General features: G+C 37.9%; 29 protein-coding genes. 9 read left to right on the top strand and 20 right to left on the bottom strand.

Annotated features, from left to right (window positions below; genetic code table 11):
- Positions 1 to 133: 133 nt before the first annotated feature.
- The 3 genes from BAOM_RS05345 to BAOM_RS05335 form a co-directional block, all read right to left on the bottom strand.
- A complete protein-coding gene (locus BAOM_RS05345; protein ID WP_119118137.1) occupies positions 134 to 316 on the bottom strand; it encodes a ComZ family protein in 183 nt (60 codons plus the stop codon).
- A 74-nt stretch (positions 317 to 390) separates the two neighbouring features.
- Positions 391 to 1,203, bottom strand: a complete 813-nt coding sequence (locus BAOM_RS05340; protein WP_127759383.1) for a Rossmann-fold NAD(P)-binding domain-containing protein — start codon at positions 1,201 to 1,203, stop codon at positions 391 to 393.
- 71 nt (positions 1,204 to 1,274) lie between these two features.
- The gene (locus tag BAOM_RS05335; protein WP_127759382.1) at positions 1,275 to 1,994 is read right to left on the bottom strand and encodes a hydrolase; all 720 of its coding nucleotides are present in this window, start codon (positions 1,992 to 1,994) and stop codon (positions 1,275 to 1,277) included.
- A gap of 229 nt (positions 1,995 to 2,223) precedes the next feature.
- Between BAOM_RS05335 and BAOM_RS05330 the strand changes: the two genes are divergently transcribed.
- On the top strand, positions 2,224 to 2,412 hold the full coding sequence (locus BAOM_RS05330) for a YjzD family protein (protein WP_127759381.1): 189 nt from the start codon (positions 2,224 to 2,226) through the stop codon (positions 2,410 to 2,412).
- A 48-nt stretch (positions 2,413 to 2,460) separates the two neighbouring features.
- Here BAOM_RS05330 and clpB read toward each other — a convergent pair whose 3' ends face one another.
- The 5 genes from clpB to BAOM_RS05305 all read right to left on the bottom strand — a co-directional run bounded on the left by clpB (position 2,461) and on the right by BAOM_RS05305 (position 8,116).
- Positions 2,461 to 5,052: an ATP-dependent chaperone ClpB gene (clpB, locus tag BAOM_RS05325; protein WP_127759380.1), complete on the bottom strand. Its 2,592-nt coding sequence runs from the start codon at positions 5,050 to 5,052 to the stop codon at positions 2,461 to 2,463.
- A 205-nt stretch (positions 5,053 to 5,257) separates the two neighbouring features.
- Complete coding sequence (locus BAOM_RS05320; RefSeq protein WP_127759379.1) at positions 5,258 to 5,437, bottom strand: YjzC family protein; 180 nt, start codon at positions 5,435 to 5,437, stop codon at positions 5,258 to 5,260.
- Positions 5,438 to 5,517: 80 nt separating this feature from the next.
- Positions 5,518 to 6,375, bottom strand: a complete 858-nt coding sequence (locus tag BAOM_RS05315; protein ID WP_127759378.1) for a hypothetical protein — start codon at positions 6,373 to 6,375, stop codon at positions 5,518 to 5,520.
- Positions 6,376 to 6,456: 81 nt separating this feature from the next.
- Complete coding sequence (locus BAOM_RS05310) at positions 6,457 to 7,071, bottom strand: nucleotidyltransferase family protein (RefSeq protein WP_127759377.1); 615 nt, start codon at positions 7,069 to 7,071, stop codon at positions 6,457 to 6,459.
- On the bottom strand, positions 7,064 to 8,116 hold the full coding sequence (locus BAOM_RS05305; RefSeq protein WP_127759376.1) for an XdhC family protein: 1,053 nt from the start codon (positions 8,114 to 8,116) through the stop codon (positions 7,064 to 7,066). Before BAOM_RS05305 ends, BAOM_RS05310 begins: the two co-directional genes overlap by 8 nt.
- A gap of 151 nt (positions 8,117 to 8,267) precedes the next feature.
- Here BAOM_RS05305 and BAOM_RS05300 point away from each other — a divergent pair, with 151 nt between their 5' ends.
- Entirely contained in the window at positions 8,268 to 9,035 is a 768-nt protein-coding gene (locus BAOM_RS05300; protein ID WP_164853134.1) for an SH3 domain-containing protein, read from the top strand.
- Between the two features lie 84 nt (positions 9,036 to 9,119).
- Here BAOM_RS05300 and BAOM_RS05295 read toward each other — a convergent pair whose 3' ends face one another.
- Complete coding sequence (locus tag BAOM_RS05295; RefSeq protein WP_127759374.1) at positions 9,120 to 9,887, bottom strand: TSUP family transporter; 768 nt, start codon at positions 9,885 to 9,887, stop codon at positions 9,120 to 9,122.
- A 110-nt stretch (positions 9,888 to 9,997) separates the two neighbouring features.
- Between BAOM_RS05295 and BAOM_RS05290 the strand changes: the two genes are divergently transcribed.
- Positions 9,998 to 10,783, top strand: a complete 786-nt coding sequence (locus BAOM_RS05290; protein ID WP_127759373.1) for a TrmB family transcriptional regulator — start codon at positions 9,998 to 10,000, stop codon at positions 10,781 to 10,783.
- A gap of 152 nt (positions 10,784 to 10,935) precedes the next feature.
- On the opposite strand, the gene BAOM_RS05285 is transcribed toward BAOM_RS05290, so the two are convergent.
- Together BAOM_RS05285 and BAOM_RS05280 are read right to left on the bottom strand one after the other, a co-directional pair.
- Entirely contained in the window at positions 10,936 to 11,181 is a 246-nt protein-coding gene (locus tag BAOM_RS05285; RefSeq protein ID WP_127759372.1) for a DUF2164 domain-containing protein, read from the bottom strand.
- Between the two features lie 444 nt (positions 11,182 to 11,625).
- Positions 11,626 to 12,180, bottom strand: coding sequence for a cysteine hydrolase family protein (locus BAOM_RS05280; protein WP_127759371.1), 555 nt, complete (start codon positions 12,178 to 12,180; stop codon positions 11,626 to 11,628).
- Positions 12,181 to 12,297: 117 nt separating this feature from the next.
- Here BAOM_RS05280 and BAOM_RS05275 point away from each other — a divergent pair, with 117 nt between their 5' ends.
- From BAOM_RS05275 to BAOM_RS24195, 3 genes are all read left to right on the top strand, one after another.
- Positions 12,298 to 12,744 carry an Lrp/AsnC family transcriptional regulator gene (locus BAOM_RS05275; RefSeq protein ID WP_127759370.1) on the top strand — a complete coding sequence of 149 codons (447 nt, stop codon included), beginning with the start codon at positions 12,298 to 12,300 and terminating at the stop codon, positions 12,742 to 12,744.
- 223 nt (positions 12,745 to 12,967) lie between these two features.
- On the top strand, positions 12,968 to 13,135 hold the full coding sequence (locus BAOM_RS05270) for a XapX domain-containing protein (protein ID WP_127759369.1): 168 nt from the start codon (positions 12,968 to 12,970) through the stop codon (positions 13,133 to 13,135).
- 145 nt (positions 13,136 to 13,280) lie between these two features.
- Entirely contained in the window at positions 13,281 to 13,439 is a 159-nt protein-coding gene (locus BAOM_RS24195) for a hypothetical protein (protein WP_164853133.1), read from the top strand.
- A 355-nt stretch (positions 13,440 to 13,794) separates the two neighbouring features.
- On the opposite strand, the gene BAOM_RS05265 is transcribed toward BAOM_RS24195, so the two are convergent.
- Positions 13,795 to 14,985, bottom strand: coding sequence for a YhgE/Pip domain-containing protein (locus BAOM_RS05265; RefSeq protein WP_127759368.1), 1,191 nt, complete (start codon positions 14,983 to 14,985; stop codon positions 13,795 to 13,797).
- Positions 14,986 to 15,151: 166 nt separating this feature from the next.
- Between BAOM_RS05265 and BAOM_RS05260 the strand changes: the two genes are divergently transcribed.
- The gene (locus BAOM_RS05260) at positions 15,152 to 15,769 is read left to right on the top strand and encodes a TetR/AcrR family transcriptional regulator (protein ID WP_127759367.1); all 618 of its coding nucleotides are present in this window, start codon (positions 15,152 to 15,154) and stop codon (positions 15,767 to 15,769) included.
- Between the two features lie 274 nt (positions 15,770 to 16,043).
- On the opposite strand, the gene BAOM_RS05255 is transcribed toward BAOM_RS05260, so the two are convergent.
- The 4 genes from BAOM_RS05255 to BAOM_RS05240 all read right to left on the bottom strand — a co-directional run bounded on the left by BAOM_RS05255 (position 16,044) and on the right by BAOM_RS05240 (position 19,247).
- The gene (locus BAOM_RS05255) at positions 16,044 to 16,859 is read right to left on the bottom strand and encodes a glycerophosphodiester phosphodiesterase (RefSeq protein ID WP_373995334.1); all 816 of its coding nucleotides are present in this window, start codon (positions 16,857 to 16,859) and stop codon (positions 16,044 to 16,046) included.
- Positions 16,860 to 17,042: 183 nt separating this feature from the next.
- The gene (locus BAOM_RS05250; protein WP_127759365.1) at positions 17,043 to 18,008 is read right to left on the bottom strand and encodes a 2-hydroxyacid dehydrogenase; all 966 of its coding nucleotides are present in this window, start codon (positions 18,006 to 18,008) and stop codon (positions 17,043 to 17,045) included.
- A 33-nt stretch (positions 18,009 to 18,041) separates the two neighbouring features.
- A complete protein-coding gene (locus BAOM_RS05245; protein WP_164853132.1) occupies positions 18,042 to 18,458 on the bottom strand; it encodes a PH domain-containing protein in 417 nt (138 codons plus the stop codon).
- A gap of 93 nt (positions 18,459 to 18,551) precedes the next feature.
- Positions 18,552 to 19,247 (bottom strand): hypothetical protein, encoded by a 696-nt coding sequence (locus BAOM_RS05240; RefSeq protein WP_127759363.1) that lies wholly within the window; start codon positions 19,245 to 19,247, stop codon positions 18,552 to 18,554.
- A gap of 166 nt (positions 19,248 to 19,413) precedes the next feature.
- On the opposite strand from BAOM_RS05240, the gene BAOM_RS05235 reads away from it, so the two are divergent.
- Positions 19,414 to 20,112 carry a pirin family protein gene (locus BAOM_RS05235; protein ID WP_127759362.1) on the top strand — a complete coding sequence of 233 codons (699 nt, stop codon included), beginning with the start codon at positions 19,414 to 19,416 and terminating at the stop codon, positions 20,110 to 20,112.
- 129 nt (positions 20,113 to 20,241) lie between these two features.
- On the opposite strand, the gene BAOM_RS05230 is transcribed toward BAOM_RS05235, so the two are convergent.
- From BAOM_RS05230 to BAOM_RS05215, 4 genes are all read right to left on the bottom strand, one after another.
- Complete coding sequence (locus BAOM_RS05230; protein ID WP_127759361.1) at positions 20,242 to 21,030, bottom strand: enoyl-CoA hydratase/isomerase family protein; 789 nt, start codon at positions 21,028 to 21,030, stop codon at positions 20,242 to 20,244.
- 513 nt (positions 21,031 to 21,543) lie between these two features.
- Positions 21,544 to 22,755 carry an IS200/IS605 family element RNA-guided endonuclease TnpB gene (gene tnpB, locus BAOM_RS05225; protein ID WP_257467650.1) on the bottom strand — a complete coding sequence of 404 codons (1,212 nt, stop codon included), beginning with the start codon at positions 22,753 to 22,755 and terminating at the stop codon, positions 21,544 to 21,546.
- 449 nt (positions 22,756 to 23,204) lie between these two features.
- Positions 23,205 to 23,399, bottom strand: a complete 195-nt coding sequence (locus tag BAOM_RS05220) for a hypothetical protein (RefSeq protein WP_127759360.1) — start codon at positions 23,397 to 23,399, stop codon at positions 23,205 to 23,207.
- A 187-nt stretch (positions 23,400 to 23,586) separates the two neighbouring features.
- Positions 23,587 to 24,135: a hypothetical protein gene (locus tag BAOM_RS05215; RefSeq protein WP_127759359.1), complete on the bottom strand. Its 549-nt coding sequence runs from the start codon at positions 24,133 to 24,135 to the stop codon at positions 23,587 to 23,589.
- A 441-nt stretch (positions 24,136 to 24,576) separates the two neighbouring features.
- On the opposite strand from BAOM_RS05215, the gene BAOM_RS05210 reads away from it, so the two are divergent.
- Positions 24,577 to 25,512, top strand: a complete 936-nt coding sequence (locus BAOM_RS05210; RefSeq protein ID WP_127759358.1) for a hypothetical protein — start codon at positions 24,577 to 24,579, stop codon at positions 25,510 to 25,512.
- Positions 25,513 to 25,517 lie beyond the last annotated feature (5 nt).

Raw genomic sequence — 25,517 nt, 5'->3', positions numbered from 1 at the left:
CTAATTTTATATAAAAAATGCCCGATATGCAACAATAAAAGCAAAAGGTATCTAAAGATTACTATAAAAACCATCTTGAGCATATGATATGTATCTAAAAAAGCTGTCCCTTTTAGAACAGCTCTTCATTCTCTTACTGCTGAGCGTCGCTTTTTCCTAGCTCATATGCTTCTTGCATGACTTTTTTAAATAAATCCATAAACGGAGCCGCCATTTCCATTGAAAAAGGAATGCCGTTTGCCTCTAACTGCGCTTTTGCTTCTGGGAAGTACTTCATCGCAATCGCCATAAATTCAAGCGTTTTATCTTCACTCATCTCAATTCCTCCTACTCATTTGACACTTTTCTTTCATTATCCATTTTAGCCGTTCTATATTTGAAAGAAAAGAGCTATTCAAGCTCTCGCCATTTTTTCAACAACTGCCAGCGCCGAAAATGCTTTTGCTGCATATCTATTCCATCAGCTGGGGCTGTTTTGTTTTGTATCGTATAAACCATTCCTCGCTGCTTCCTTAAGCATTCCTTATATATGCCCGTATATTCGTCTTCTAATACTAATTGAGCACACTCTAACCACTGATTGCTTGCTTCACTTTGCACTTGAATGTTCTTTTCATCTCGAGTCGCGAGTTCGACTAACACTTTTGGAAGATCGGCAACAAACAGAGCATCCAATCGATCCTCCGCTTCAATCGCCTTCTTTACTTCCGACGGAGCTTTCTTGCGAATCGCTGCTTCAAAGCTCATTGTTTCTGGCTGCCAAGGTCCATAAACAGTCGGTAGAAACACTACTTTGACTGTACTCATTTCCTCCGCTTTTTGCAAAAGAGCTTGATACATCGAACGCTCTTCTTCAATTGGCATAAGCATAATGATGTGTGACTCTTTATTCAGGTGTAAGTCTTTCAAAAAAGCCGCAATCACCTCAATAATTTCAGCTTGATTGTCTCGTTTGCTTTTACTTAAATCATAACAAGACACATAAATGGTCTTTTGCTTTTCCAGCGATAAATACTTTAGCTTATGTATCGGTATATATAAGAAGTTACTATTTCTCCCTATTTCCATTTCCTTGTCTTCTATACTTTCTCTGGACACGTCTTCCCAATCTACACCAAGTACTTCCTCTCCTTGGTCAAGCAAGTACTTGGCAAGATGAAACCCAACAAACTGATAAGCCCCAATCACAACGAATGTTTGCATATTTCAACTCCTCCCCGCCTGCCCTCATGTATCCTATATCGTATGCGGCAAACAGAGAGAATATTTTCATATTATAAATATGTTTCATGTTCTTTATAAAACTTATTTATAATATACGGAATTTTATAGCGTTTCTCCGGAAGCAAATAGGCTAACTGCACATTTTTATTATATCGCTGCAATCGACGATAAAGAGCAGATTGACCTTTTTGAAAACTATTTAACACATGAATAATCTGTACAGGTGTATCTGTTAAACTCGGTATTGCTTCTGAATGGTTTATAAAGGATTCACTTTCTGTATAATCAATTTCAAACGCTTCTGCCACTTCATATAATACTTTCTTATAAAACAATTTGTTTTCTTTTTCTTTTTTCAGCTGCCATTTTAATGATAAACATGGGTTCTTCAACACAACCGAACGAATTTTCGAACCAAGTTTTTTCATTAATTCAAAAGCAACAAGCGCTCCTGTCCCTTCGGCTAATATGTGTATTTTATCGTTGGCAATCTCACTTTTCATAAACGTATCATACAGCTTCGCCGCAAGTTCAACCGACTTTATACTTCCCCAATTAGCTCCGTAAAAATTCGATGAAAATAATGTATACCCATAGCCTTTCAAATGTTCCAAAATACGTAACCTCCCGGGGTGCTGGAGCCAAAAGCTGCTTCCTTGTTCAACAAAATGACCACGGTCACCAATCACAAGTACAGCAAAACCACTCGGCTGTTCAGGGTAATGAATCATGCACCACTGGTCATCAATTTGAAAAGTTCGCTGTTCCATTTTGTCTACTCCTTTGCAGGAAAATTACTACTATTAATGTATGTGAACATATAAGAAATGTAAGGGGGGGTGCCTATTTACATGAAATTTATATTAGAATACATTCGATTTTTATCCCCCATCTCCCTCCATACACGCAACTTTTTAACAGTCTTATAAAAAACTCGTTTTAACTGTATATTAATTATGATAAGATGAAAATGATTGTACTAGAGTGAGGTGAAATTCAATGAGTTATACGTGGACATTCTTTTGGTCGTTTTTGTTAATTCATATGACTACATATGTAGTTTCTTCTATGTCAGGAGTTGCGTACGATTTTACTGTTGCAACGATTTTAAGCGTAATTGTTACAGTTCTTGTTATCATCGTAGCAAGCATCCTTCCAAACGACCCTGTGGAAAAGAGTCATCATTAAGAGCACAAAAAGGTATCCATGTTATATTCGGATACCTTTTTTGTATAGTTAGGACCGTAACGTAAATTGTTGATTAACGAAATCAATCGTAATTGTTGATTGACCAGCTAGTGTACCCGCAATAATTTCACGAGCAATTTTCGTTTCGATATGTTTTTGAATGAATCGTTTTAATGGTCTTGCTCCGTATACTGGATCATAGCCTTGTTCAGCAAGCTGTTCTTTCGCAGTCTCTGTTAATTGTAAAGCAAAGCCTTGCTCCGCTAATCGACTTTGTAATTGCTTCATCATTTTCTCTACAATTTTCACAAGGTCTGCTTTTGTTAATGGTTTAAAGAGAACAATATCATCGACTCGGTTTAAAAATTCCGGACGGAAATGACCGCGCAGTTCTGCAAATACTTGGTCTTTGATCTCCTCTTCTAATCCTCCATCTGCTGCCGCTGATTGCAATAAAAAATGAGAGCCGATATTCGATGTCATAATAATGACGGTATTTTTACAGTTAATCGTTCTCCCTTGTGAATCAGTAATGCGGCCATCATCCAACATTTGCAGTAAAATATTAAACACTTCAGGATGAGCTTTTTCAATTTCATCTAATAGAACAACGGAATACGGGTTTCGGCGAATCGCTTCTGTTAATTGTCCGCCTTCCTCAAAACCGACATATCCTGGAGGTGCTCCAATTAGGCGAGAAACCGCATGCTTTTCCATATACTCCGACATATCAATGCGAATCATATGCTCTTCACTATCAAATAATGTTTCTGCTAATGCTTTTACAAGCTCGGTTTTCCCTACCCCTGTTGGCCCAAGGAAAATGAACGAACCAATTGGTCGGTTTGGGTCTTTAATACCTGCTCTAGCTCGTAATACTGCATCCGATACTAGGTCGACTGCTTCTTCTTGTCCAACAACGCGCTCGTGAAGAATTTGTGATAAGCGCAGTAATTTCTCCCGTTCTCCTTCGACAAGCTTGCTGACTGGGATACCTGTCCAACGAGCGACGATGCTTGCGATTTCTTCCTCTGTTACTTCTTCACGAAGAAGCCTTGACTCCTGTTTTTCTTTTACAACATCATCTTCAAGCTGGGCCAGTTCCTTCTCAAGCTCAGGAATTTTGCCATGACGTAATTCAGCAGCACGATTTAAGTCATAGTCATTTTCCGCTTGCTCTAATTCACGGCGAAGCTTCTCCAGCTGTTCGCGCATATCCTGTACTTGTTGCAGCGAAGCTTTTTCCATTTGCCATTTCGCTTTCATACTATTCGCTTTATCTTGCAGTTCAGACAGCTCTTTTTGCAGCGCTTCAAGACGTGCTTGACTTTGCTCATCTGACTCATTTTTTAACGCCGCTTCTTCAATTTCTAACTGCATCACTTTTCGTGTAATTTCATCAAGCTCTGATGGCATAGAGTCAATTTCCATTCGAATCATCGCACAGGCTTCATCGACTAGATCAATTGCCTTATCCGGTAAAAAACGCTCGGTAATATAACGATTAGACAGAACAGAAGCAGCTACAAGCGCTCGGTCATGAATGCGCACACCATGATGGACTTCAAAACGTTCCTTCAATCCTCGTAAAATAGAAATCGTATCTTCTACATCTGGCTCAGGCACAAGCACTTGTTGAAAACGTCGCTCAAGCGCTGGGTCTTTCTCAATATATTGACGGTACTCATCTAATGTTGTGGCACCAATACAATGCAGCTCTCCGCGCGCAAGCATAGGCTTTAACATATTTCCTGCGTCAAGAGCCCCGTCCGTACGTCCTGCTCCAACAATCGTATGCAGTTCATCAATAAATAAGAGAATATTTCCTTCGCTTTTTTTCACTTCGTTTAATACGGCTTTTAAGCGCTCTTCAAACTCACCGCGGAATTTTGCACCTGCTACAAGCGCACTCATATCAAGAGCAAACACAATTTTGTCTTTTAACCCTTCTGGAACATCTTTACGCACAATTCGTTGGGCAAGCCCTTCAACAATGGCTGTTTTCCCAACACCCGGTTCTCCAATTAACACAGGGTTATTTTTCGTTTTTCGAGACAAAATACGAATCACATTCCGAATTTCAGCGTCACGACCAATAACAGGATCCATTTTGCCATTTCGTACTTCCGCAACGAGATCGCGGCCGTATTTCTTTAATACTTCATATGTGCTCTCAGGATTTTGACTTGTCACGCGCTGGTTCCCCCTTATTCCTTGAATGATTTCCTTTGCTTGACGATACTCTATTTGAAAGGCGTTAAACAACCGCTTCACATTTGGTTTATTTTCTTTCAACATCGCTAACACTAAATGCTCAACCGAAAGATATTCATCTTTCCATGCAGCCATTTCTTGCTCGGCCGCTGTTAAGATTTGCTGCAGAGAGGCCGACATATAGACTTGACTCACAGTCCCGCCCACTTCAGGCAGCCCATTCAATTCCTTCGCTAACGCTGACTCAAATGTAGAGAAAGGCTCATTGGACTCCGATAATATGCGCAGCAGCATGCTTTCATCTTGCTCAGCTAAAGCGTGCAGCACATGCAATTCTGTTAATTCAGGATTACGGCGCTTTTTCGCTAACTCCTGACCTTGTATTAACGCTTGCTGTGTTCTTTCCGTCATCTTATTTAGATCCATCTTAATCCCTCCCAAATAAGAATTTGACCATCTTTGACCTTTATATTTTTATTATACTCGCTTTATGGATTATGTAAAGTTTGGAATTATTATTTTTCGCGATTTATCGACGACTTTTTCGTTTTATTAACGAAATTAGCGATTTATTAATTTTGACATAAAAACAGGGCACGAAATCATCATGATTTCACACCCTATTCTCTACTCACGGCTTACGTTTATATGTCCACACTCGATTATGATTAGAGTTTTCAGGAAAATGATCTCCAGCCTCTAATTTAATTTGCTTTGGGTTATTCACTGTGCTTCCTGTTTCACCAATCTCGACATAAAATCCATTATTAGGCGCTTTTTGCCCTGGTTTAAATTGACGATTTTGTCCCATCCGTAACCCCTCTTTCTTTAATATGTTGCATTTTTATTATTTCCGATAATCGACTCATCATGTCTTTTAATTTTAGGAGTTTAACCCAATATCGAAGCTAATTGCTGATAAAGAGCATCTTGGTCAATAAACCAGCGATCTGTTACGCCTTCTCTTCGAATAATAAAGTGAATCGTATCTTTTACCTTGCCCCTCTTCTCCGTATAAATAGCCACCTGAGTTGGTATATCAATGAGCAATAACTCATCTTCACCTTCACGACGCTCCTTCGAAAGGTTCAAGTATGTAATATCTTTAACAATACTATTCAAATATTTCATACGATGCGCATTTGATACCGTCTGTGCTAATATTGTGGAATCTCCTTGATTGACGGCCATAGCAAATATATCAATTAATTCGGAAGGACTAACCGTCGCTGCATAGTCATCCAGCTTACCGGCTGCTTTCAAAATCATTAATTTATGAGCAAGGTCTTCATTTCTCAAACGATGTGTAATACTTCCTGAGAAATGAACACAAAAGTGACCGGAAAAGCCATTATCAAGAGCCCCAGCACCATGCGGCATGCCATGCATCGAAGCCGCAATCACTTGATCTTTCATGACAATCACAATCGCTCTTCTTTTCCAACTCCATTGATTATGATAAATTTCCTTCATAATCCGAGTATCTTTCCTCGTTAATGGCTGTACATCGGCATGCTGGCTCCCTGCTCTTCGCTGAACATTAAATTTTTGTCCTGTTTCAACATCGATAATTGTAAATTTCGTTTTATTAGGGATTAGTTTATTCACTTCTTCCCAAGGCAGCATTTCAATTTTAAAGCTAATTGGAGTATCTTCGTCTTCCCATTTCATCGCATAAACGGAGGGAGTACACGCGAAAGTTAACATGAAAACAATCAATAACAGTAGGTAATTTTTCTGGCTGCTCATTTCACTTCTCCTATGTTTTTCCTTATTATTTCAAGATATGATGAATTGAATAGCCTTTAATATTTGGAAACTGCTTCCCCGTTACTTCTTTTGTTTCAAATACAGTTCCATTTGCATCAAATCTTCAGGAGTATCCACATCTCTCCCCCACATAGAGTGATTGAAAGAAACGATTTTCATTCGATCCTGATGTGCTTGAATAATTGGTTTCCCCCCTTGATCTCCCTCTATAGAATCGAATGCTGAAAATAATTCAGCGTCAAACAAAATTGGATGACCTACTCCCCCTTCATAAGCAGGGCGTATAATCCGAATTCCTTCTTTTCTCGTTTTCTTATGTTGTTTGATTAACGTTTGAACAACCTCAGCCGGAACAAAAGGCTGATCCGCTAAAAAAATAATCGCCGCATCGACGCGGCCTTTCATCGCTTCCATCCCTAGTTTTAAAGAAGAAGCCATTCCCGTTGCGTAGTTTAGATTGTATAGGACTTCAATTTGACTGAGTTCGTGAGGCAGCTTACGCATTTCCTCTATATATGGGCCTGCAATTAAAACGATTGGATCTAGGGAATGATAAATAGACGCTTTAAGCACATAATGAAAAAGAGGTGTACCGTGCAATGGCAATAAAAGTTTAGGCTTGCCCATTCGTTTGGACATACCAGCAGCGAGGATAACAGCTCCAATCTTACTCATGAATTTTCGCCTTTCCGTGGAGCGGCCTTGGATTTCGCCCGCTTCTTACAGCCATTAATTCAGAAACAATACTAACGGCCACTTCCTCCATCGTTTCCGCTCCTAAGTCTAAGCCTAATGGGGAACGAATCGGACCACTGGAAAAATTCCGTCCAATGTTGGAAAGCATCTCTTCCGTTCGAGACATCGGTCCAAGCACACCGACAAAGCGCGGATGACTGTTAAGCGCAAGCTGTAAGGCATCTTCATCATGCTGCTGATGATGATTCATAATGACCCACCAACAATCCATCATTTCATTGGAGGAGAGTGCTGTAGAATGTTTAACGATATGATGTGCAGCACTAGGAAAAAAGCGAGGATTATTCAACTCTTCACGCGGGTCTAATACCGTCACCGCAAAGCCTGCTTTAGTCGCAAGCTCCACAACCGGAATCGAATCTCGTCCAGCACCCGCGACGATGAGCGATTCACTAGGTTTTACAGCATCAATCCAATATGGATGGCCTTTATACACAAATACTTCAGCACGCGTTTGCTTCTCCATGACGCTTCTCGCACGTTCAACTACTTCATTTGGCACACTTGCCGTATCCCCTAGCCTCTTTCCATCTTTTTGAACGATTAACCGTCTTCCAGTCGGAATCTCCAGCACAAGTGAGAAAGCTTGATTCCTTTCGAGAACTTCATTTATTTTCAGCCAAAATTCATCCTTACGTTCAATCGGCAATATGAGTATGTTCAGTACTCCTTTACAACCGATTCCTAGTCCCCAAATGTCCTGCTCGCTTAAATTGTACGTTTGCACATGTGGGGTTTTCCGGTCCACCGCCTGTTCAGCCCATCGGTATAAATCACTTTCCAAACAGCCACCGCTGATGGTGCCAAACATCTCTCCAGCTCTTGTCATCATCATTTTCGCCCCCGGAAGTCTATAAGCAGAACCGTTCGCACTAATCAGCATCACGAGAGCGGCCTGCTCATTCCGTTCCCATGCTTGTTTCATTTGTTGAAACAACTCCTTGAACTCTTGTAACCGTGACATACTTCCCCTCCTAATTGACTATGTTGTTACATAGTTATTCAAAAACTATATAAACATGTATAAATTCAATTTTTTAGTCATAACAAAAGGAGGATTCTCATATAATGTTAAATTATGTAAAATAAATTCAATAATCTATAAGGAGGCACTAATGAAGACAAACAAACTAGTAAAATGGCTGATCGCATTCGCCCTCATCTTTACAGTCTGTATCCCACTATCCAAACAAGCAGAAGCGGCACAAACACTGACTGCAACAGTTAATATTAAATCTGGTACATTAAATGTTCGGGAAAAACCATCAACCTCATCCAAAAAGGTCGGTTCCCTGAAAAAAGGAGCCAAAGTGACCGTTTATGCCAAAACGAAAAGCGGCTGGTCTGAAATTCGCTACAATAAGAAAAAAGCGTTTGTGGCGACTAAGTATTTAACATTCATCTCCACGCAAGCTAGTTATCAACAAGATCCAAATAAAATTTATGTGTATAAGTATGAAGATGGATTGTACACCGAAAAAAGCAACGGAAAGAAATATACTCACGAATACTTCGGAAAAGGCTGGTTGCTCTGGACAACGACAATGCCTGACAAAACAACATATCAATGGTATTTAAGGGAAACAAAAGATGGACTATATACCGTTCATCCCGATGATCCACACACTCATAACGCGCTCATTAAATATCCGGTCAAAGTAGGTTACTCTTGGAAAATCATCTATGAAGGCGACGTACTAAACACGTATAAAATTACGGCCGTGAATAAAACGGTTAAAACGCATGCCGGTACGTTCAAACAAGTAGTCGAAGTAACGGCTGAAGAAGGCGTGAAAATGTATTACGCTAAAAACGTCGGACTAATCAAAACGACTTACAAAGGAGAAACGACTGGTGAGTTGTATCAGTTGAAGAAAAAGTAAAGGAATTTAGCAGAACTTTATGCTGATTAAAGAGAGCGTGATTCAAAGAGACACATGTATGTCTTTTTGAATCACGCTCCTTTATTACTTAAGATAATCATAAACATTTTTGGCTAACAATAAAAAAGTTACTACGATAAACAGTGCACGTACATAGCTGCTTCCTCGTTTAATCGCAAATTTTGAACCGCAGATCGCTCCAGCAATTTGCGCAAGCCCCATCACTAAACCATAGGCATAATTGATTTGTCCTAAATACATAAACATTAACAAGGCCGCAATATTACTGCCAAAGTTTAAAAACTTCGCATTCCCTGCCGCCTTTAAAAAATCAAAGCCCATCATTAAAAAAGCAAAGATTAAAAATGAACCTGTTCCAGGACCTAGAAATCCATCGTAGAAACCGATAGCGGCGAGCAAAATCATAAAAATAATAAAGTCGCGAATGGATAATTTTTTATAGGTAGAATTATTGCCCCAATCTTTCTTGAAAATCGTATAAATTGCAACATCTGCAAGCATGACAAGCATCAATGGCTTTAGTACTTCAGGGTTCATCAAATGAACCGTCCAAGCTCCAATCATCGAACCAATAAAAACAAGCGGAAAGAACTTATAAACCGATTTTAAATCAAGCTTCCCTGAACGATAAAACATAATGGTACTTGTTAAAGAACCTATTGTCCCTGCTAATTTATTCGTTGCTACAGCGCCCGCTGGTGTCAAACCGGTAAATAACAATGCAGGTAAGGCAATTAGCCCGCCCCCGCCGACAACTGAATCAATAAATGCGGCTAAAAAACCAAAGACAAGCAAAATTATTAATAACGATGGATCCAATTCAAATAGCATCTAACTCAACCCTCTTCTTAGTTACTACTATAATAGTAACTAATATATTTATTATTGTAAATAGCTATATTTTGATATGATAAAGATAAATAACTATTGGAGGAAAAGAAGTGGAAAACATAGTACAGCAGCTAAAAAAACTAGGCTTTAACGAATATGAAGCTAAATCCTATGTTTCTCTTGTTAAACAAGGAACGGTTACCGCCTATCAAGTTAGCAAAGATTCGGGCATTCCACGCGCACGAGTGTATGACGTCTTAGGCAGTCTTGTTGAAAAGGGAATTGTCTTGAAGGAAGAAATAAATAATAATACGCAATATTCACCGCTGCCTGTTGAGATCTTTTTAAAGAAGGCTCAATCAGACTGGCAATCTAATTATGAAATTGTCAGCGATTCATTGAAGCAACTGGAACTAACAGACAAAAAGCCCGACAATCGTGTCATGACGTTAAAAGATCGTGAAACGATTATTAGCTACTGTCAGGTATTGCTCAAAAAAGCAGAAAAACGCGTTGTTATTTCAATGTGGGACGATATGTACGATGTGTTAAAGGAGGATTTGAAAGAGGCGGCTGCTCGAGTTACCGTGCAAGGCATCACCCTGCATGTTGAAAATCCCGTTAAACATGTAGACGTTCATCGCATTACCCCTTTTACGGAAGCCACTTCTAGTGAGCACTGGTTTATTCTTTCGATAGATGCGAAAGAAATGATTTATGGGCCTTCCTTTAAAGAGCGCAGTATGGCCTTTTATACAGATGACCCGATTCACATTTATTTATTAGAGGATTATGTATGGCATGATGTATTAGTCAATCGACTCGTCCAACGCAGTCAGGACGATTTACAGCAATGGATTACTACAGAGAGAAAAGCTTTTTTTATGGAAAACTAAAAGCTGTATAAGACAACTTCCTTGTACAGCTGCCTCTTCAAGAAATAGTTTAAAAGATAAACGGAGCAGGTTGAAGAAGGTTCAGTTCGATTAAATGATTCCACAAAATAAAAAGAGTGAACTATGATCAAATTCACTCTTGAAAAAGTTATTTATCTTTTTATTGGACGTTCAAGCGTTAATAGTTCATCTTCAAGTGAAGAAATTTGCTGTTCAACTACTTGTTTAGCATCTAGCACAGCAGCGTTATAGAAATGAGGAGCAAGGGACTCCTTAACGAAGTCTAATACTCTTTCTGCAGCAAATTCAGTTATTTCTTCGTCTCTTTCTTGTGAAAAGAAATATTGAATGTCAGAAATCATTAATTGTTGCTGCTCTTTTGTAAGCTTAAAAAACAAATGAAACACTCCCTTTAAAAATATAATACCGTAACTATACAAGCAAAATTTAGAAAATTACAGGCTATATTTCGATGAATTTTTATGTACATACAAGAGTAGTACACCCTTCTTAATTAAGGTTATTAGTAGCAAAATAATTGCATAGTTCAAAGATAATATGCAATAAAAGCGTATTTGCCTATTCAACGATTGAGTGCTTTTCTTCAATAAGATCCACTTAATTGTTCAAATTCCTGAATCTAATAAAACGTCAAAAATCCCTGCTTTCTTATGGAAAGTTGGGTTTTTTCTTCATACATAATTTTGATATTTTAAATGAAAGCACTAGACTATATTAAATAAGGATAGTATGTTTATGAATTTAAACATCAACAAGAAAGGAGACTGTTTTTTCAACACTCTCCCCTATTTCTATTTAATCAGTTGTTTTTCGAGATTGCGTTAGCTTTGTGTCTTTAAGAAGTCCTCTGTCGAAACAACATTTGCATACATTCCATTGAGTGCACTGACAAACGCATAATGAACCTGCTCAGCTGGGATGACCTTATCTTGATAAGATAATTCTCTTGTCGTACATGCATCTTCGATAAGTGTGGTTTCAAAGCCTAGATCGACTGCAGCTCTAACTGTAGCATCAATACACATATGTGTCATCATACCTACAACCACTACCTTGGTTACTCCTGTTTCTTTTAATTCGCTTTCTAATTCAGTCTTTAAAAAGCTGTTAGGAAAGTGTTTTTTGATAATGCTTTCGTGTTCTAATGGTAGAACAGCCTCATTTAGTTTAACTCCTTCCGTATCCGGTAGAAAGAAGCCTAGCCCTGGATCACTTGCGATATGCTGAACATGAAAAATATAATCTTTGTTATTCTGTCTAAACCATTCAAGAACTTTAGCAGCATTAGCGGCTGCTTTTACAGGATTGCTTAATTCCATCTTTCCATTTGGAAAATAGTCATTTTGAATATCAACTAAAATCAACGCTGTGCTCATTTTTTCCCACCTCATCAAAAGTAATTTATAATAAAATCATAGATTATATCTTGTATTTAATCGATACGTTGATGAAATTGTTTTATATCAAATCATTTCATGGTGAAAGGAGTTTATATGAAACTTGATCAAACTGATTTTCAAATCCTCCAATATCTAATGGGAAACTCACGCATTCAATGGAAAGACTTAGGTGAACAAATTCATATGACTGGACAAGCAGTAGGAAATCGCATTAAAAAACTTGAGGAAAATGGTGTAATTAAAGCCTACTCTTTAATCATCGATGAAATGAAATTAGGGCTGACCTTTACAGCGTTTATCATTGTTTATATGAAAACAGCAAATCACGATTCGTTTATCCACTTTATTAATAATCGAAATGAGGTAGTTGAAGCTCACCGGATATCTGGACAAGGATGTTACCATTTAAAAATAAAAGTTAAATCCCAAGAGCAATTGAATCTTTTTCTTAATAAACTTCTCGAACATGGAAATTATAATGTAAATCTATCCATACAAGAGATCAAACAACATAATCCGTTAACTGCGACATTGCAATAGATGATTGTTTTCCTAGAAGGATAGCAATGGAATGAATGTGATACATGAAAGTCCGGCTGTTATCGTTAAGACAGCCTTTTCTTGTTGAACTAGCAGGCGCTTTCCTTCAAGATACAGCTTCCATTTCAGAAGGCTTTTTTTTAATGCACTAATGGGGAAATTAATAAGAATTGCAAAATTGGGCCACTATTAAGATGTCACATATCTTAAAGGCGGTGCTTTTATGAAAGAAATTATTTTAAGTATTGTAGCCGGTTTAGCAGTGGGTATTCTGTTTAAATGTTTAAAACTTCCGATTCCAGCTCCGCCCGTTTTAGCAGGAGTGTTAGGTATCGTCGGGGTCTACCTTGGCGGGTTAGTTGGAGAATGGATCATGAGCTATTTTAAATAATTAAAAAGGACTTCAAAAATTGAGCTTTAGTTATTGTGCTAATGCCCCCCTTGCTTTAAGTCAAATTCGCTCAAATCCTCGGGATATACCGAGTGTTTTTTTGTAAATAATAAGATTGTTAAACAAGAAATTGAGGAGGATTTGTATGCAACAGAATCAACAAGCAAAAGAGAATTTGGGTTCTATTATGAAACCAGAATTTGCCGGAACAGATGCACAAAAAGTAAAACAACAAATTCAAAAAGATGTAAGTGAAGGACAAGGTGCAATGACTTCCCGAGAGGCAGGAGCAATGCACGATTAAAAAACCACTCTGAGTGGTTTTTATTTTTCTGCTTTAAAATTATCTCTCATTTCGATTTGATGGAGATGTTGCAAATTTAATGATTAAGAACGTAGCTCAAGCCATTGAACGTGAATATTTACTAAAGAAAAAAAATAATAAATATAGCAGACGGTACGCTACATTACTTGAGCAATCCTTATTTTATTGAGCTAACCGCGTAGTGAAAAAAGCGTTCCTGCTTTGATATGCTCCCGTTTGTTGAAGTACATTTTTTCGCATACTTAATAAAAAGAGTCGTTTTCTTATAAAAGAAACGACTCTTTTGGTAAACATGGCAACAAATGGTCCAATGTTATCTCCATGTAATTACTTTTTACTTGTTTAGAGAATCGGATGCTGCTCCCTTCACTCTATTACGTTTTAAAGCGGTACCCAGTATGACCATCATGCTTACTAATCCAATCCAAACAAGGACAGAAACAGGAGTGTTCCAGGTTAATCCTTCCCCAAAGAAGAATAATTCTCGAAGACCTTCCACCATGAATCGCATCGGCAACCAAGAGTAAATCCAATCTCGGTAAAATGGAGACAGCATTTCTGGAGCGACTGCAAGCAATGGTGCACCAAAGAAAAGCATTAAAACAAAAATAGGTATACCTTTAAAACCTAATAATGAAAGCACAGCTAATATCATTAGGAAAAAGCTAAAAGAAGTAATCGTCAGGAACAAAGCCGTATCTATAAATTGTGGGATATTGAATCCTACCAATCCATCTGCCAACCACGTTAATCCAAATCCGATGAAAAGAGCAACAATTGCTCCCATTAAAATTTGTACAAATTTTGCAGCAAGGTTCTCTTTTCGATTAGTAATTGATAGTTTGCTAACAGCAACGAAGATAATAGCTGCACTTGCTAAGCTTGCCATCCATAGTGGCTGGAATAAGGAAACAGGAGAATTGCCGTTTGCACTATTAGAACCAATTTCATTTACATTAGTAACTGTTTTTGTAATAGGAGTCACTAAGCTTGCAGCTTGTTTTGTCGTTAAAGTTGCTCCTTGTTTTTCAAAACCATCAAGGAGTTGTTTACGGACATTGTTGTTCATATTGTCAACTATCCCATTCAATACCTGTCCTGCCATTGTTGAAGCTGCTGTATTCATTCCCTGATTGATATATATTTGAACTTCAGGTGAAGAAGGTGCCGGTGTCCTTAATGATGCCTGTTTAGCACTGAAATCTTTCGGAATGACCAATGTTGCATAATATTTTCGGTTATCCATTCCTTTTTGTGCATCTTCTGCTGTTTTTACTTTAATCCATTTCACAGCAGGCTCTTCATCTGTTGTTGCTTTTGAATCTTTTTGCATCATTTCAACAATTGTTTGCCCCATATTCAACTTTGGTTGATTAGGAATTTCCACTCCCTCATCCTCATTTACGATTGCAATAGGCAGATTTTTCGGTTGTGGTTGAACCGATGGAAATAATGTTAGTGAAAAGATAAAAATAACTGCTAATGCGATGATCGGTGATAACAATACGAGTTTGTTTTTAAACATATTTTATCCTCCTTGATTTTGAGTTATAATAACGAACAACCTGTTGTTTATTTCATTTCAAATTATAAAATTGAATCCTTTTCTGTTCAATAATCAAAAATCGTAGATGTGTCGGTTATAAGACACCTTTTACAAATGTGTTGGATAATAATAAGGGGGGAGTAACTTGCGAGATAGTAATACGGATTTAAGGGTCATTCGGACAAGACAATCAATCCGTGATGCACTAGTAGAATTAATAGAAGAAAAAGGTTTTGAAGCAATATCCGTTAAAGATATAACGACCAGAGCGAAAATTAATCGAGGAACATTTTATGCACATTATCAGGATAAATTTGATTTAATGACTAAATGCGAAGAAGAAGTTATGTTGGAAATGTCCAGAATTGCAAAACAGAACTTCCCGAGTGTTATTGCCGCACTTGAAACGAACTCACCGACTGTAACACCATTTCCTCTTGTAATTTTAATATTTGAGTATCTAAATGAAAATAGTGGATTTATGAAAGCTGTGCTAGGTCCCAAAGGAGATTTATCATTTCAAACAAGACTGAAAGATTTTATGTGGAAAACACTGTTTGGAAATAATTCAGAGGCACTTGTTAAGGAGGAAAATTTACTTGTTCCAGGACAATATTTAGCTTCTTATGTTGCATCGGCACATATAGGGGTAATTCAACAATGGTTGAATAGCGGCAGGAAAGAATCCCCTCAAGAAATGGCTCGTATCCTATCAACCATTACAGCTAATGGTCCCTTCTTTGCAGCTGGTTTAAAAAAGTAAATCCGACTTTTTATTTTGATTAAGCTCCTTCTTAAATGTTTGAAAGACGGAGAAGAGTTCTCCCTAGAACGGAAGATAAGGTTTTGCTTTATATAAGTTAACAATCTTCCTTAAATCGTTTTGTATGTCATCTATCCTTTCTATATGCTGTCCCATATTTGAAGGAATGGAGGATATTAAGAATTCGAAAAGAAAGTACTGCTAACAGTAAGAAAAGGAGACTACATATTGTTTATATGTAATCTCCTTGTTGATAACATTATGATCGCTTGCTTTATTTCCCTTTCTTCACTTCATGCAGTCTGTCTGGGAAATTCGTAAACATTCCCGTTACTCCCCAATCAATAAGCTGCTTCATTCTGTCCTTATCATTCACAGTGTATGGATGGAGTTCAAGGCCGCTGTTAACGACTTTTTGTACATATTCTTCGTTCAAATATGTATGATTAGGCCCAACTCCCATCGCATATTCTTTAATCGCTGCAAGTTCATCATCTGTAATGACCGCATAATTTTTATACGAGATTAATTGAACAAGCTTAACGGATGGATCTAATTCATTCATGATTTTTAAGCTCTGAGGGCTAAAAGACTGAATAAGAAGGCTCTTTTTATTAATGTCATATTTATCGATTAAGCGTAAAAGTTCTTTTTCCATGCCTGGATATGTTTCTGGTGATTTTGTTTCAATATAGTAGCTAGCATTTTTTCCGAACTTTTTAAACACTTCTTCAAGCGTTGGTACTTGCAACCCTTCATAATTCGGATTAGCACTCTCTGGATATTTTTTATTAAACCAGCTGCCTGCATCAAGTTGTTTAATTTCCGCTAATGTATAATCTTTAACAAGGCCTGTCCCATTTGTCGTCCGGTCCAATTTCTCATCATGCATTGCGATTAACTGTCCGTCCTTTGTCATTTGCAAATCTATTTCAATATAGTCGCCATGCATTTTTTCTCCCATTTGATAGGATACAAGAGTATGTTCCGGTGCATAGCCTGAAGCACCTCGATGGGAAACATTTACGATATCTTTATGTTTTTCCTTAGCCAAAGCCTCTCCTCCTCCTGTCGTCACACCAATTGCCATTACAAGAGCACCACAAGCTGCTAACCATTTTCTTTTCACTCTACACATCTCCTATCTCTTTGTCTAATAGATTACTTCTTAAAAATACCAGTAAACTATTAATTTTCATTTAGGAGAACGTGAAGATTGATAAAGAATATATTAAGGATTGTAAAATAGTGGTATATATGTCCTACTGACCATTCACTTATTCACCAAATGAGGCGGAGTTCTCCCCTCCAAAGCTTCAATTAGATTTCGTGCTGCCAGTTCCCACATTTTCGTTCTTGTTTGCACACTTGCACTGCCGATATGCGGAAGAGCCACTACATTTGGTGCTGTTAATAATGGATGGTCCACTGGAATCGGCTCCTCTGCAAATACATCTAAGCCAGCCCCCCAAATGATTCCTTCTGTTAAGGCCGTGACCAAATCATCCTCATTTACAATGCCGCCTCTTGCTGTATTAATCAGGATGGCCGTTTTCTTCATCATGTTTAACTCTTTTAACGTAATCAAATTCTCGGTGTCTTTCGTATACGGAGTTAATAGGCAAACAAAATCAGACCTTCTAAGCAACTCTTCTTGAGAAACATATTGGATGCCTAATTCTTGTTCTAATGCAGACTTCTGCGTACGACTGTAATACAATAACTCCATTCCAAAGCCTTTTGCTCTCCTAGCAACTGCCGCTCCAATTTCCCCTAAACCGATAATGCCAATTGTCGCTCCATACACATCCATTCCCGTTAAAAACATCGGTGACCATGTTTTCCATTTCCCTTCTCTTAGCACATCGGAAGCTTCTACTAATCTTCTAGAAGTCGCCATTAACAGAGCAAAGGTTAGATCAGCCGTCGTCTCCGTTAAGACACCTGGCGTGTTCGTCACCATCATTCCCTTTGACGAAGCATATTCCACATTAATATTGTTATAGCCGACAGCTAAATTGCTAATGACCTTTAACCCTTTTCCTTTGTTGATCACTTCTTCGTCGATATGTTCCGTTAACAGACAAAGAACTCCATCTACTTCTGCAATCTGTTCTAACAAAAATCCACGCGGAATCTGTTCTTCCTCACAATCCCAAAGCGTTACTTCAAAACGATCATTCAGTAATTGAAAAATATGCTCTGGCGGTTTTCTCGTAACCAACACTTTTTGTTTCATGGAAATCTCCCTCTCTTTACTTGGAGCAAGGCTCTATTCATTACTCATAATTCGAATTTTGGGATTCAACTTTTGCAATTCTTTTATAAATCGTTCTTGGTTAATAGGAGAAATGGAAATGGTCTTATACTTCCAATAATTAATTTCAATTCTGTACATTGAAAGTGCTGGAGCTGTAAATGGATTGACTGTTAAACGAATCGATTGAATGTCTTCAATAGTAATACTCTTTTTTATCGGTCCACAGGAAATTTTCAATATGCCTTGTTCAATTTTGTAGTGTGTACAAAACCAAATCGATAGCAACAGCCCAACCATTATTGTCATCACAATGATTCCTGCAAGATTAAATTCAATAAATGTTGATTCATAGAAAATCCAAATAAACACTCCGATTAAAGCCCAAATAATCAGTCCCATCCACATATCTCTTTTTGATGAAAATTCCATAGCCTCACCTCTACACTGCCTATATAGATTTTTCAAATCCTTTATAAGCTTAACAAAAAAGAGCCTTTCAGCTCCCTCAAACATATTAGCGTTCTATTTCCAATCTTTCCGCCAGCTTTTGATAAACTTATTCATATCATTATATCTTTTAACAAGCAATTGAGTTTCCGTTAATTTCCCACTTGATAGATTCAATTTGTAATCTCTCGTATACCATTTTCCATTCGCATTATTATAACCTGTTATCCTAAAGCTGTTTTTGCCAATGTTTTGCGGTCTCAATGTATAATCAAAACCAGATTTAGCTATTTTGAGCTTTCCTTTATATACATAATGAATCATCCCATATTCATAATTTGAGGATTCTGTCTCTGCAACAATCAGCAAATCGGGCTGGCCTTTATACTTTGAAGGAATCGAATAGATCATTTTTCGCGACGCATTGTACGTATAATCCTTCAATTGAATACCTGTATAGACAACACTTTTAGACCCTGACTTTTTAAGATATAGCTTGTAATCCCCTTTATACAGCGTGTCACCTGGATTAGCACCTGCCCACACAAATGACCAGCCATCATTAGAATCATAAGAAGCCTTTGCTTTCTTTTCACTAGTTGGAATCACATAAACCGTATATTTCTTTCCTGCTGAGTCCTTCAATATATAGGTTACTCGGCTTTTCTTCGTGTTTACGGATGAAGCATCTGCTGAATCAATACTTACTGGAATGAGCATGAATATAAATACAATCGATACTAGTAAAACTTTTAATAATTTGCTATTCAACTATATCCCCTCCAACCTCATTATAAATTATACCTAATTGTACAAATACAGGAAATAATTATTCACGAACTGCACATACTATCTTTAATTGACCTGTACTAAAATAAGGTATAAAATTTATCTCGAATTAAAGATACTTAAATAAAATATAAAAGGAAGTTTTACGATGCTAAGAAAACTAGACCACAACAATATGGGCAAAAGCAATCTCGGTTGGCTGCAAAGCTTATTCCACTTCTCTTTTGCCGAGTACTATAATCCAGAAAACATCCACTTCGGCGCTTTGCGAGTGATTAACGACGATTTAATCGCTGCTCAAACAGGATTCAACATGCATCCTCATCAAGATATGGAGATTATTTCTTATGTTGTAGATGGCGGGCTGACTCACCAAGACAGCATGGGCAATAAAAGTACGATTACTCGCGGACAAGTTCAATATATGAGTGCTGGAACAGGCGTGTATCATAGCGAGCATAATATGGGTGACAACACATTAAGAATGCTGCAAATTTGGATTATTCCCGATCACTCGGGCCATACTCCTCACTATGGCGATTTTCGTTTTGATATGGAAGCCCGACATAACAAGTGGCTTCATATGGTATCGAGTAAAGAAGGTTCTGCACCGATTCAAATTAATCAAGACGCTAACCTTTACGCTCTAGAACTCGATCCAGGTAAAGAAATCAGCTTCCCTGTCAAAGAAGGCAGACAAGCATATCTCGTTCAAATTGAAGGAAGTTCAACTATTAATGAGCTAACGTTAAATGCTAGAGATGCTTTAGAAATCGTTGAAGAAGATATTCACATTAAAGCAAATGACACTTCACATGTATTAGTTATTGAAATGGTAAAACTATAGTTGTAATGAAAAAGTTATTTAATTTTTAAAATCAAATAAGCATACCCCCTCTCTAAATGTAGAAAGGGGGTATGCTTATTTAATCTTTGATGTAAGATACTCCTCTATTCCCGCATGCTTTTATTTTACCTATTCCCCTTGGAACACGGGCTTTCTTTTCTCAGCAAAGGCTTGCATCCCTTCCTGGACATCTTTGGTTCCAAAACATTGTTTAATAAATGCATACTCTTGTTTAAGAATCGTTGTAAGATCCGTGTCAGGGCTTGCAGCAAGCAATCTTTTAGAAAGCGTCATCGCTACCGGCGGTCCTGCGGCTAATTCCCGTGCAAAGTTCATTACCTGTTCCTGCAATTCTTCATCAGAGAATATCCGGTTCACCAACCCAATTCGTTCTGCTTCCTCAGGGTAAATGTCCCTACCCGTTAAAATCAATTCGGCGGCCCTTGTCTGCCCGACCAACCGCGGTAAAAAATAACTCATTCCCGCATCAGGACTGAGACCACGGCGAATGTATCCAGTCGTTACCCTTGCATCAGCAGACATGAAGCGGATGTCGCAAGCCAGAGCTAATGCGAGTCCTGCACCAGCCGCAATCCCATTGATTGCAGCAATAACTGGCTTATCACAATGAACAATCCCCAATGCTTGATGACCAACCCAACCCAATTCATCTAATTTTTGATGACGGGATTGAGCGTCTGGATTTCTCTTCGCACGATCGGTCAAATCAAGACCTGCACAGAATCCTCGTCCACTGCCGGTAATAACAATGACACGGACTTCATCGTCAGCAGAAGCCTCTGAAATTGCCTGGATAATCTCATTACTAAGTGTATCATTTACAGCATTAAGACGTTCAGGTCTGTTTAGTGTCAGTTTACGGACCCCATCTTTCGTTTCGACAATAATATGTTCCATCTTTTATCTCTCCTAAATAATTTGATTTTGAATTCGGGTACCTTCTTTCGCTGTCTTTGTATTATGTATGTGCTTACTTGTGTTTTATTGGTTTTGTACCATGCCGGGTTCTGGCATGATACAAAACCCTCACATACGAAACGTGCAGGGGTTTCTAAGCATAGTAAAAACCCCTCCTTAGTATCAATAAGTACGAATTCAATTTACCCTTTACAAAGCCTAGTTAGAAAAAAATGAATACAGATATCGGATTTCCCCATGAATCATCCTCTATTAAATATCCTTATTTTACCAATTATTCAGATTTTAATCTATTAAATATGTTTTTTGACTGCTCCCACAGCTGAAGCAGTGGGATTCCCACCCCAAAGCTTGTTAAATAGATTTTTCTTTCACAGAATCTATTTGCCGTGAGTTTTCCTATGTCATACGAACCTCCGGTTCGCAAAAAAGTTCTAATCTCTAGCGAACTTCATTAGGCTATCCCCGTGTGCCCCACGGTTAAGAAATGAATCAAACAGCTTCGTCCATTTCTGAAAGGATTCTCAGCCCTTCGGCCAAAATATTTTTAGCAGCATTGTGATCCCTGTCGTGTGTTGTACGGCAATTTGGACATTCCCATTCACGAACAGCTAAATCTTTTACTGCTTTGTTTTTATACTTACACTTATTGCATAGCTGAGAAGAAGCATAATTAGAACCTACAACTACAAGTGTTTTGCCATACCATTTGCATTTATAGGTTACCATTCTCCTAAACTCAGACCACGAAACATCGGAAATCGCTTTTGCCAAATTCCCATTCTTTAATAGATTTTTTACGCGAATATCTTCAATGCTAATTACTTGGTTTTCGTGAACCAGCATTGTTGATAGTTTTTGCAAAAAATCTTCTCTGGCGTTTGCAATTTTTTCGTGAACTTTAGCTACTTTTCTCTTTTGTTTGTGCCAATTTTGGCTACCCACTATTCTTCTAGAAAGAATACGTTGTTCTTTTTTTAGTTTTTCTTCTAAGCTATAGAAATGTTTAGGATTATGTATCACAGTACCATCGGAAAGAGTGGCAAAGTCTTTTAAGCCAACATCAATTCCAGTCTCAAACATACTCAATTGAGTAAACTCTTTTTTGACTTCGCATAAAACAGAAACAAAATACTTCCCAGAAGGTGTTCTTCGGACGGTTGCATTAATAATTTTGCCATCAATTTCTTTTGATTTAGCAAAACGAACTTTTCCCACTTTTGGTAGGATGATATAATTTTCGTCTACAATGCGTATGGTCCCTACACCTTTGTTGTAGTTACACTTTGATGTATAGGACTGGATAGCATTCTTTTTGGATTTGAATTTAGGTCTGCCTTTTTCTTTTTTATAATACGAATCATAGGCTTCTCCCAAGTACTGAATAGCGTTTTGGATAGCTGTAGAATCCACTTCTTTTAGCCACGGAGTAGTTTTCTTAAATTGAGTATTATCTTTCATAGAAGCGTTGGCACTAAATCTCGGGCCTTTCCATTCGTTCGAAAGAAGTTGACCATTTTGAAACATTTCCTCCGTGATCCACCATAGAAAGTCTTTCTCTTTTTGTTTTTTTAATGCCAAATTAAACGAATACCGGCAGCATCCAATCGTTTTATTAAATTGAATAGTTTGTTCGTTTGTTGGGTATAAACGAAATTTAAAACCTTTATGGTAGGTATCGCTTTTCTCTTTTATATCATCCACTTTACCCGCCTTCTTCCCGAACGTCAGTTTCCATAATTATACAATAGTGAAAAATAAAAAAACAAGAGAAAACTCTTGTCTAGGCTTTATTCATTTCAGATACTTGAAGTACCACAAATCTTCGATTTTTTGTGGCACTCCGTATCTGACCTCACTTTCATCCCATCCCTAAAGGGGGTGCTAACGCACCGTAATGGGCTTTCTCGTTCGGAAAATTCTGTAATGGTCTCACCTATGACATATACGTCAGCACCCAAATGCATTAAGCGCATCGCAAAGGATTTCGCCATGAATCCCGAACGTTCCTCACCGACAACAAAAATCCGTCGCCCTTCCTGTAAGATCAGGGATAACGCTTCAATGTCCTGAACGTTTATTCTTTTCATAACAACCGAAATCTCCGATAGTATCGTATCGTTTCTAATTGATTCATCGCTTTTCTACCTCCCTTATCCGATTATTTCTCTAAATGCTGCTGCTATCTTTTCGGGATGATCTGCTTTCGTAATGGCTAATCCGATAATGACAATATGAGGACGCGATTCCATTAGGTGCTTAATTGAATCTATCGTAATGCCGCCTGCCACAGCCCATTTCAGCGAAGGAACAAAGCTTACCTTATTCATGTTGCTTTTCCCTGCCATTCCTTGTTCCTCTTTGCTGATATGCTCACAAAAAATTGCCTCTTTATATTTGCTTTTTTATTTAGGGGCTTACAGCGTGAAAACTCATTAAATATACGGTTTTTTTCTAAAATATTCATTTTGCACAACAAAATGATTCCACTCTGCTTCACATACTAAATTAGGAATACGGTTTATAGCATGTTGGTTATAAAAAAGAATGAATTAAAAATAGAATTGCAAAAGCAACACCAGACCGCAAATGCCATTTCCGGTCCATCCTCTGATATCGAAATAGTCCTGAGATAGGAACTGGAAGCAAGACCATCAAGGAAAGCAATCCACTTATATTATCAAAATCAAATTTGAAGCCGTACATGAAGACAGCTACCGCATGTAGGATAATAAAAGCGATGGCAATAATCGCTGCCGGAGTATGCCATCTTCGGGCAAAACGCAGCAAAGTGGACAACCATTGTTTCACCTTGCCTTGACCTTTCAGCATACGAAGCCTAATAACACGAAGAAGCACATAATAAGCAAGTACAAAGAATAAGACAATTCTTGCAATGGAGCCAAAACTTTCAAATGTATGTTCGAACTGCTCGCTGTGCGGAGTGGTTAATGAAAGCTGTAATAGTCCCTTAAGTTCCCAAAGCATTATCAAAGCAGCGATAATGATCGCCACGATTAACCATATTCGTTCCTTTTTAGGAATCCATCCTTGTTTTTGGACCTTGTTTTCCCGTGCATTCATTGGTTTGTCCTCCTATAAACAAGAGTAGTTTATATACTTTCTGTATTTTTAAATTCAAAAATAACTTTTAGATTCTTAACTTGGTCATTGTCATCGAACCCTCATCTTCTATTTAAGTAACCGATTAAAGAAAATACTTCACATCGTTTAAATTAATTCTATAAGAACCCCACATTCGGTTTCATTACTACGTTGTTCAATTGAACTAAATATGCGATATAGATACCTCCATTTGTCCAATACAGTGTTTACAGCGTGAAAACAGGCTAAATCGAAAGCTTTTAGTGAAAAACTCACTTTTTAACGCGAAATACGCTCGTTTTCAGCTTAAAAGGCTCTTTGAATCGCTGTTTTTCATCTGATACTTTTTACTTAACGACGGGCCAGATTAACCCGCTCGACAGGTCAAAAGGAATCTTTCAAATATAAATGGAGGCAGACATGATGAAGAACCTAGTAAATGAGAAAAAGATGGTCATTTTATATCCAAGATTAGCGGCGAAAATCGGGGTAAACCAAGCGATTATGCTGCAGCATATCCATTATTGGCTAAAAGAAAGCAAGCATGATCGAGATGGACGACCGTGGGTGTACAATACATATCAAAGCTGGCAGGAGCAATTGCCCTTTTGGTCTGTTGAAACGATTAAGCGAATTATTAGAAGTTTAGAAAAAGACGGATACTTACTCTCTGCGAATTATAATCGACTCAAAATAGATAAAACGAAATGGTACACCATTAATTATAAAAAAGTCGCCGAACTCCAAGCGATTGAGACCCCTTCGAAAGGTCAAGATGACCCTTCCACCCATACAGCTTACCCTGCTGGAGAAGCTACATTTGCCCAAGCAATACCAGAAAGTACTTCAAATAATCCTACAAAGAATACTTCAAAAACAGAAATCCATCATCATCCACCCAACGAAGAACCTGCTTCCTTAACAAAGACTACTGACACATCTAAAACAGATGAGATTGACTCTATCATTCGTGACGTATTTCCTTATGAATTAAAACAAGATCGAAAAGAAAGTATTCATACCGTTTATCAATCCTATTGTGAAGAACTCTCTTTACCCGCCTATAAACGCGTTTTAAAAAATATAAGTGAACATGCCGCTCGAATTACACGATTTGAAAAGTACTTAGAACAAGCGGTGAAAAACGAATTATCTCCTGCACCAATGACTACGAAAGAATCTCCTTTGCCTAAAAAGACAGCAAGTAAAGAAATCGTACCGCATTGGCTGAAGGAAGACTACGTTGATCCCTATCAAAACCTCTCTCCTGTTCCAGAGGAAGAGCGCGGTCCTAGATACTTCGAATTGATGAAGCTGATTAATTCATCGAGCGGGAAAGAATCTAACTGTTCTTAGGGATG

The sequence above is a fragment of the Peribacillus asahii genome, assembly GCF_004006295.1.
GTDB classification, from domain to species: Bacteria; Bacillota; Bacilli; order Bacillales; family DSM-1321; genus Peribacillus; species Peribacillus asahii_A.
The sequence above is the reverse complement of the archived record's forward strand: the minus strand, read 5'-3'. Positions and strand labels throughout refer to the sequence as shown.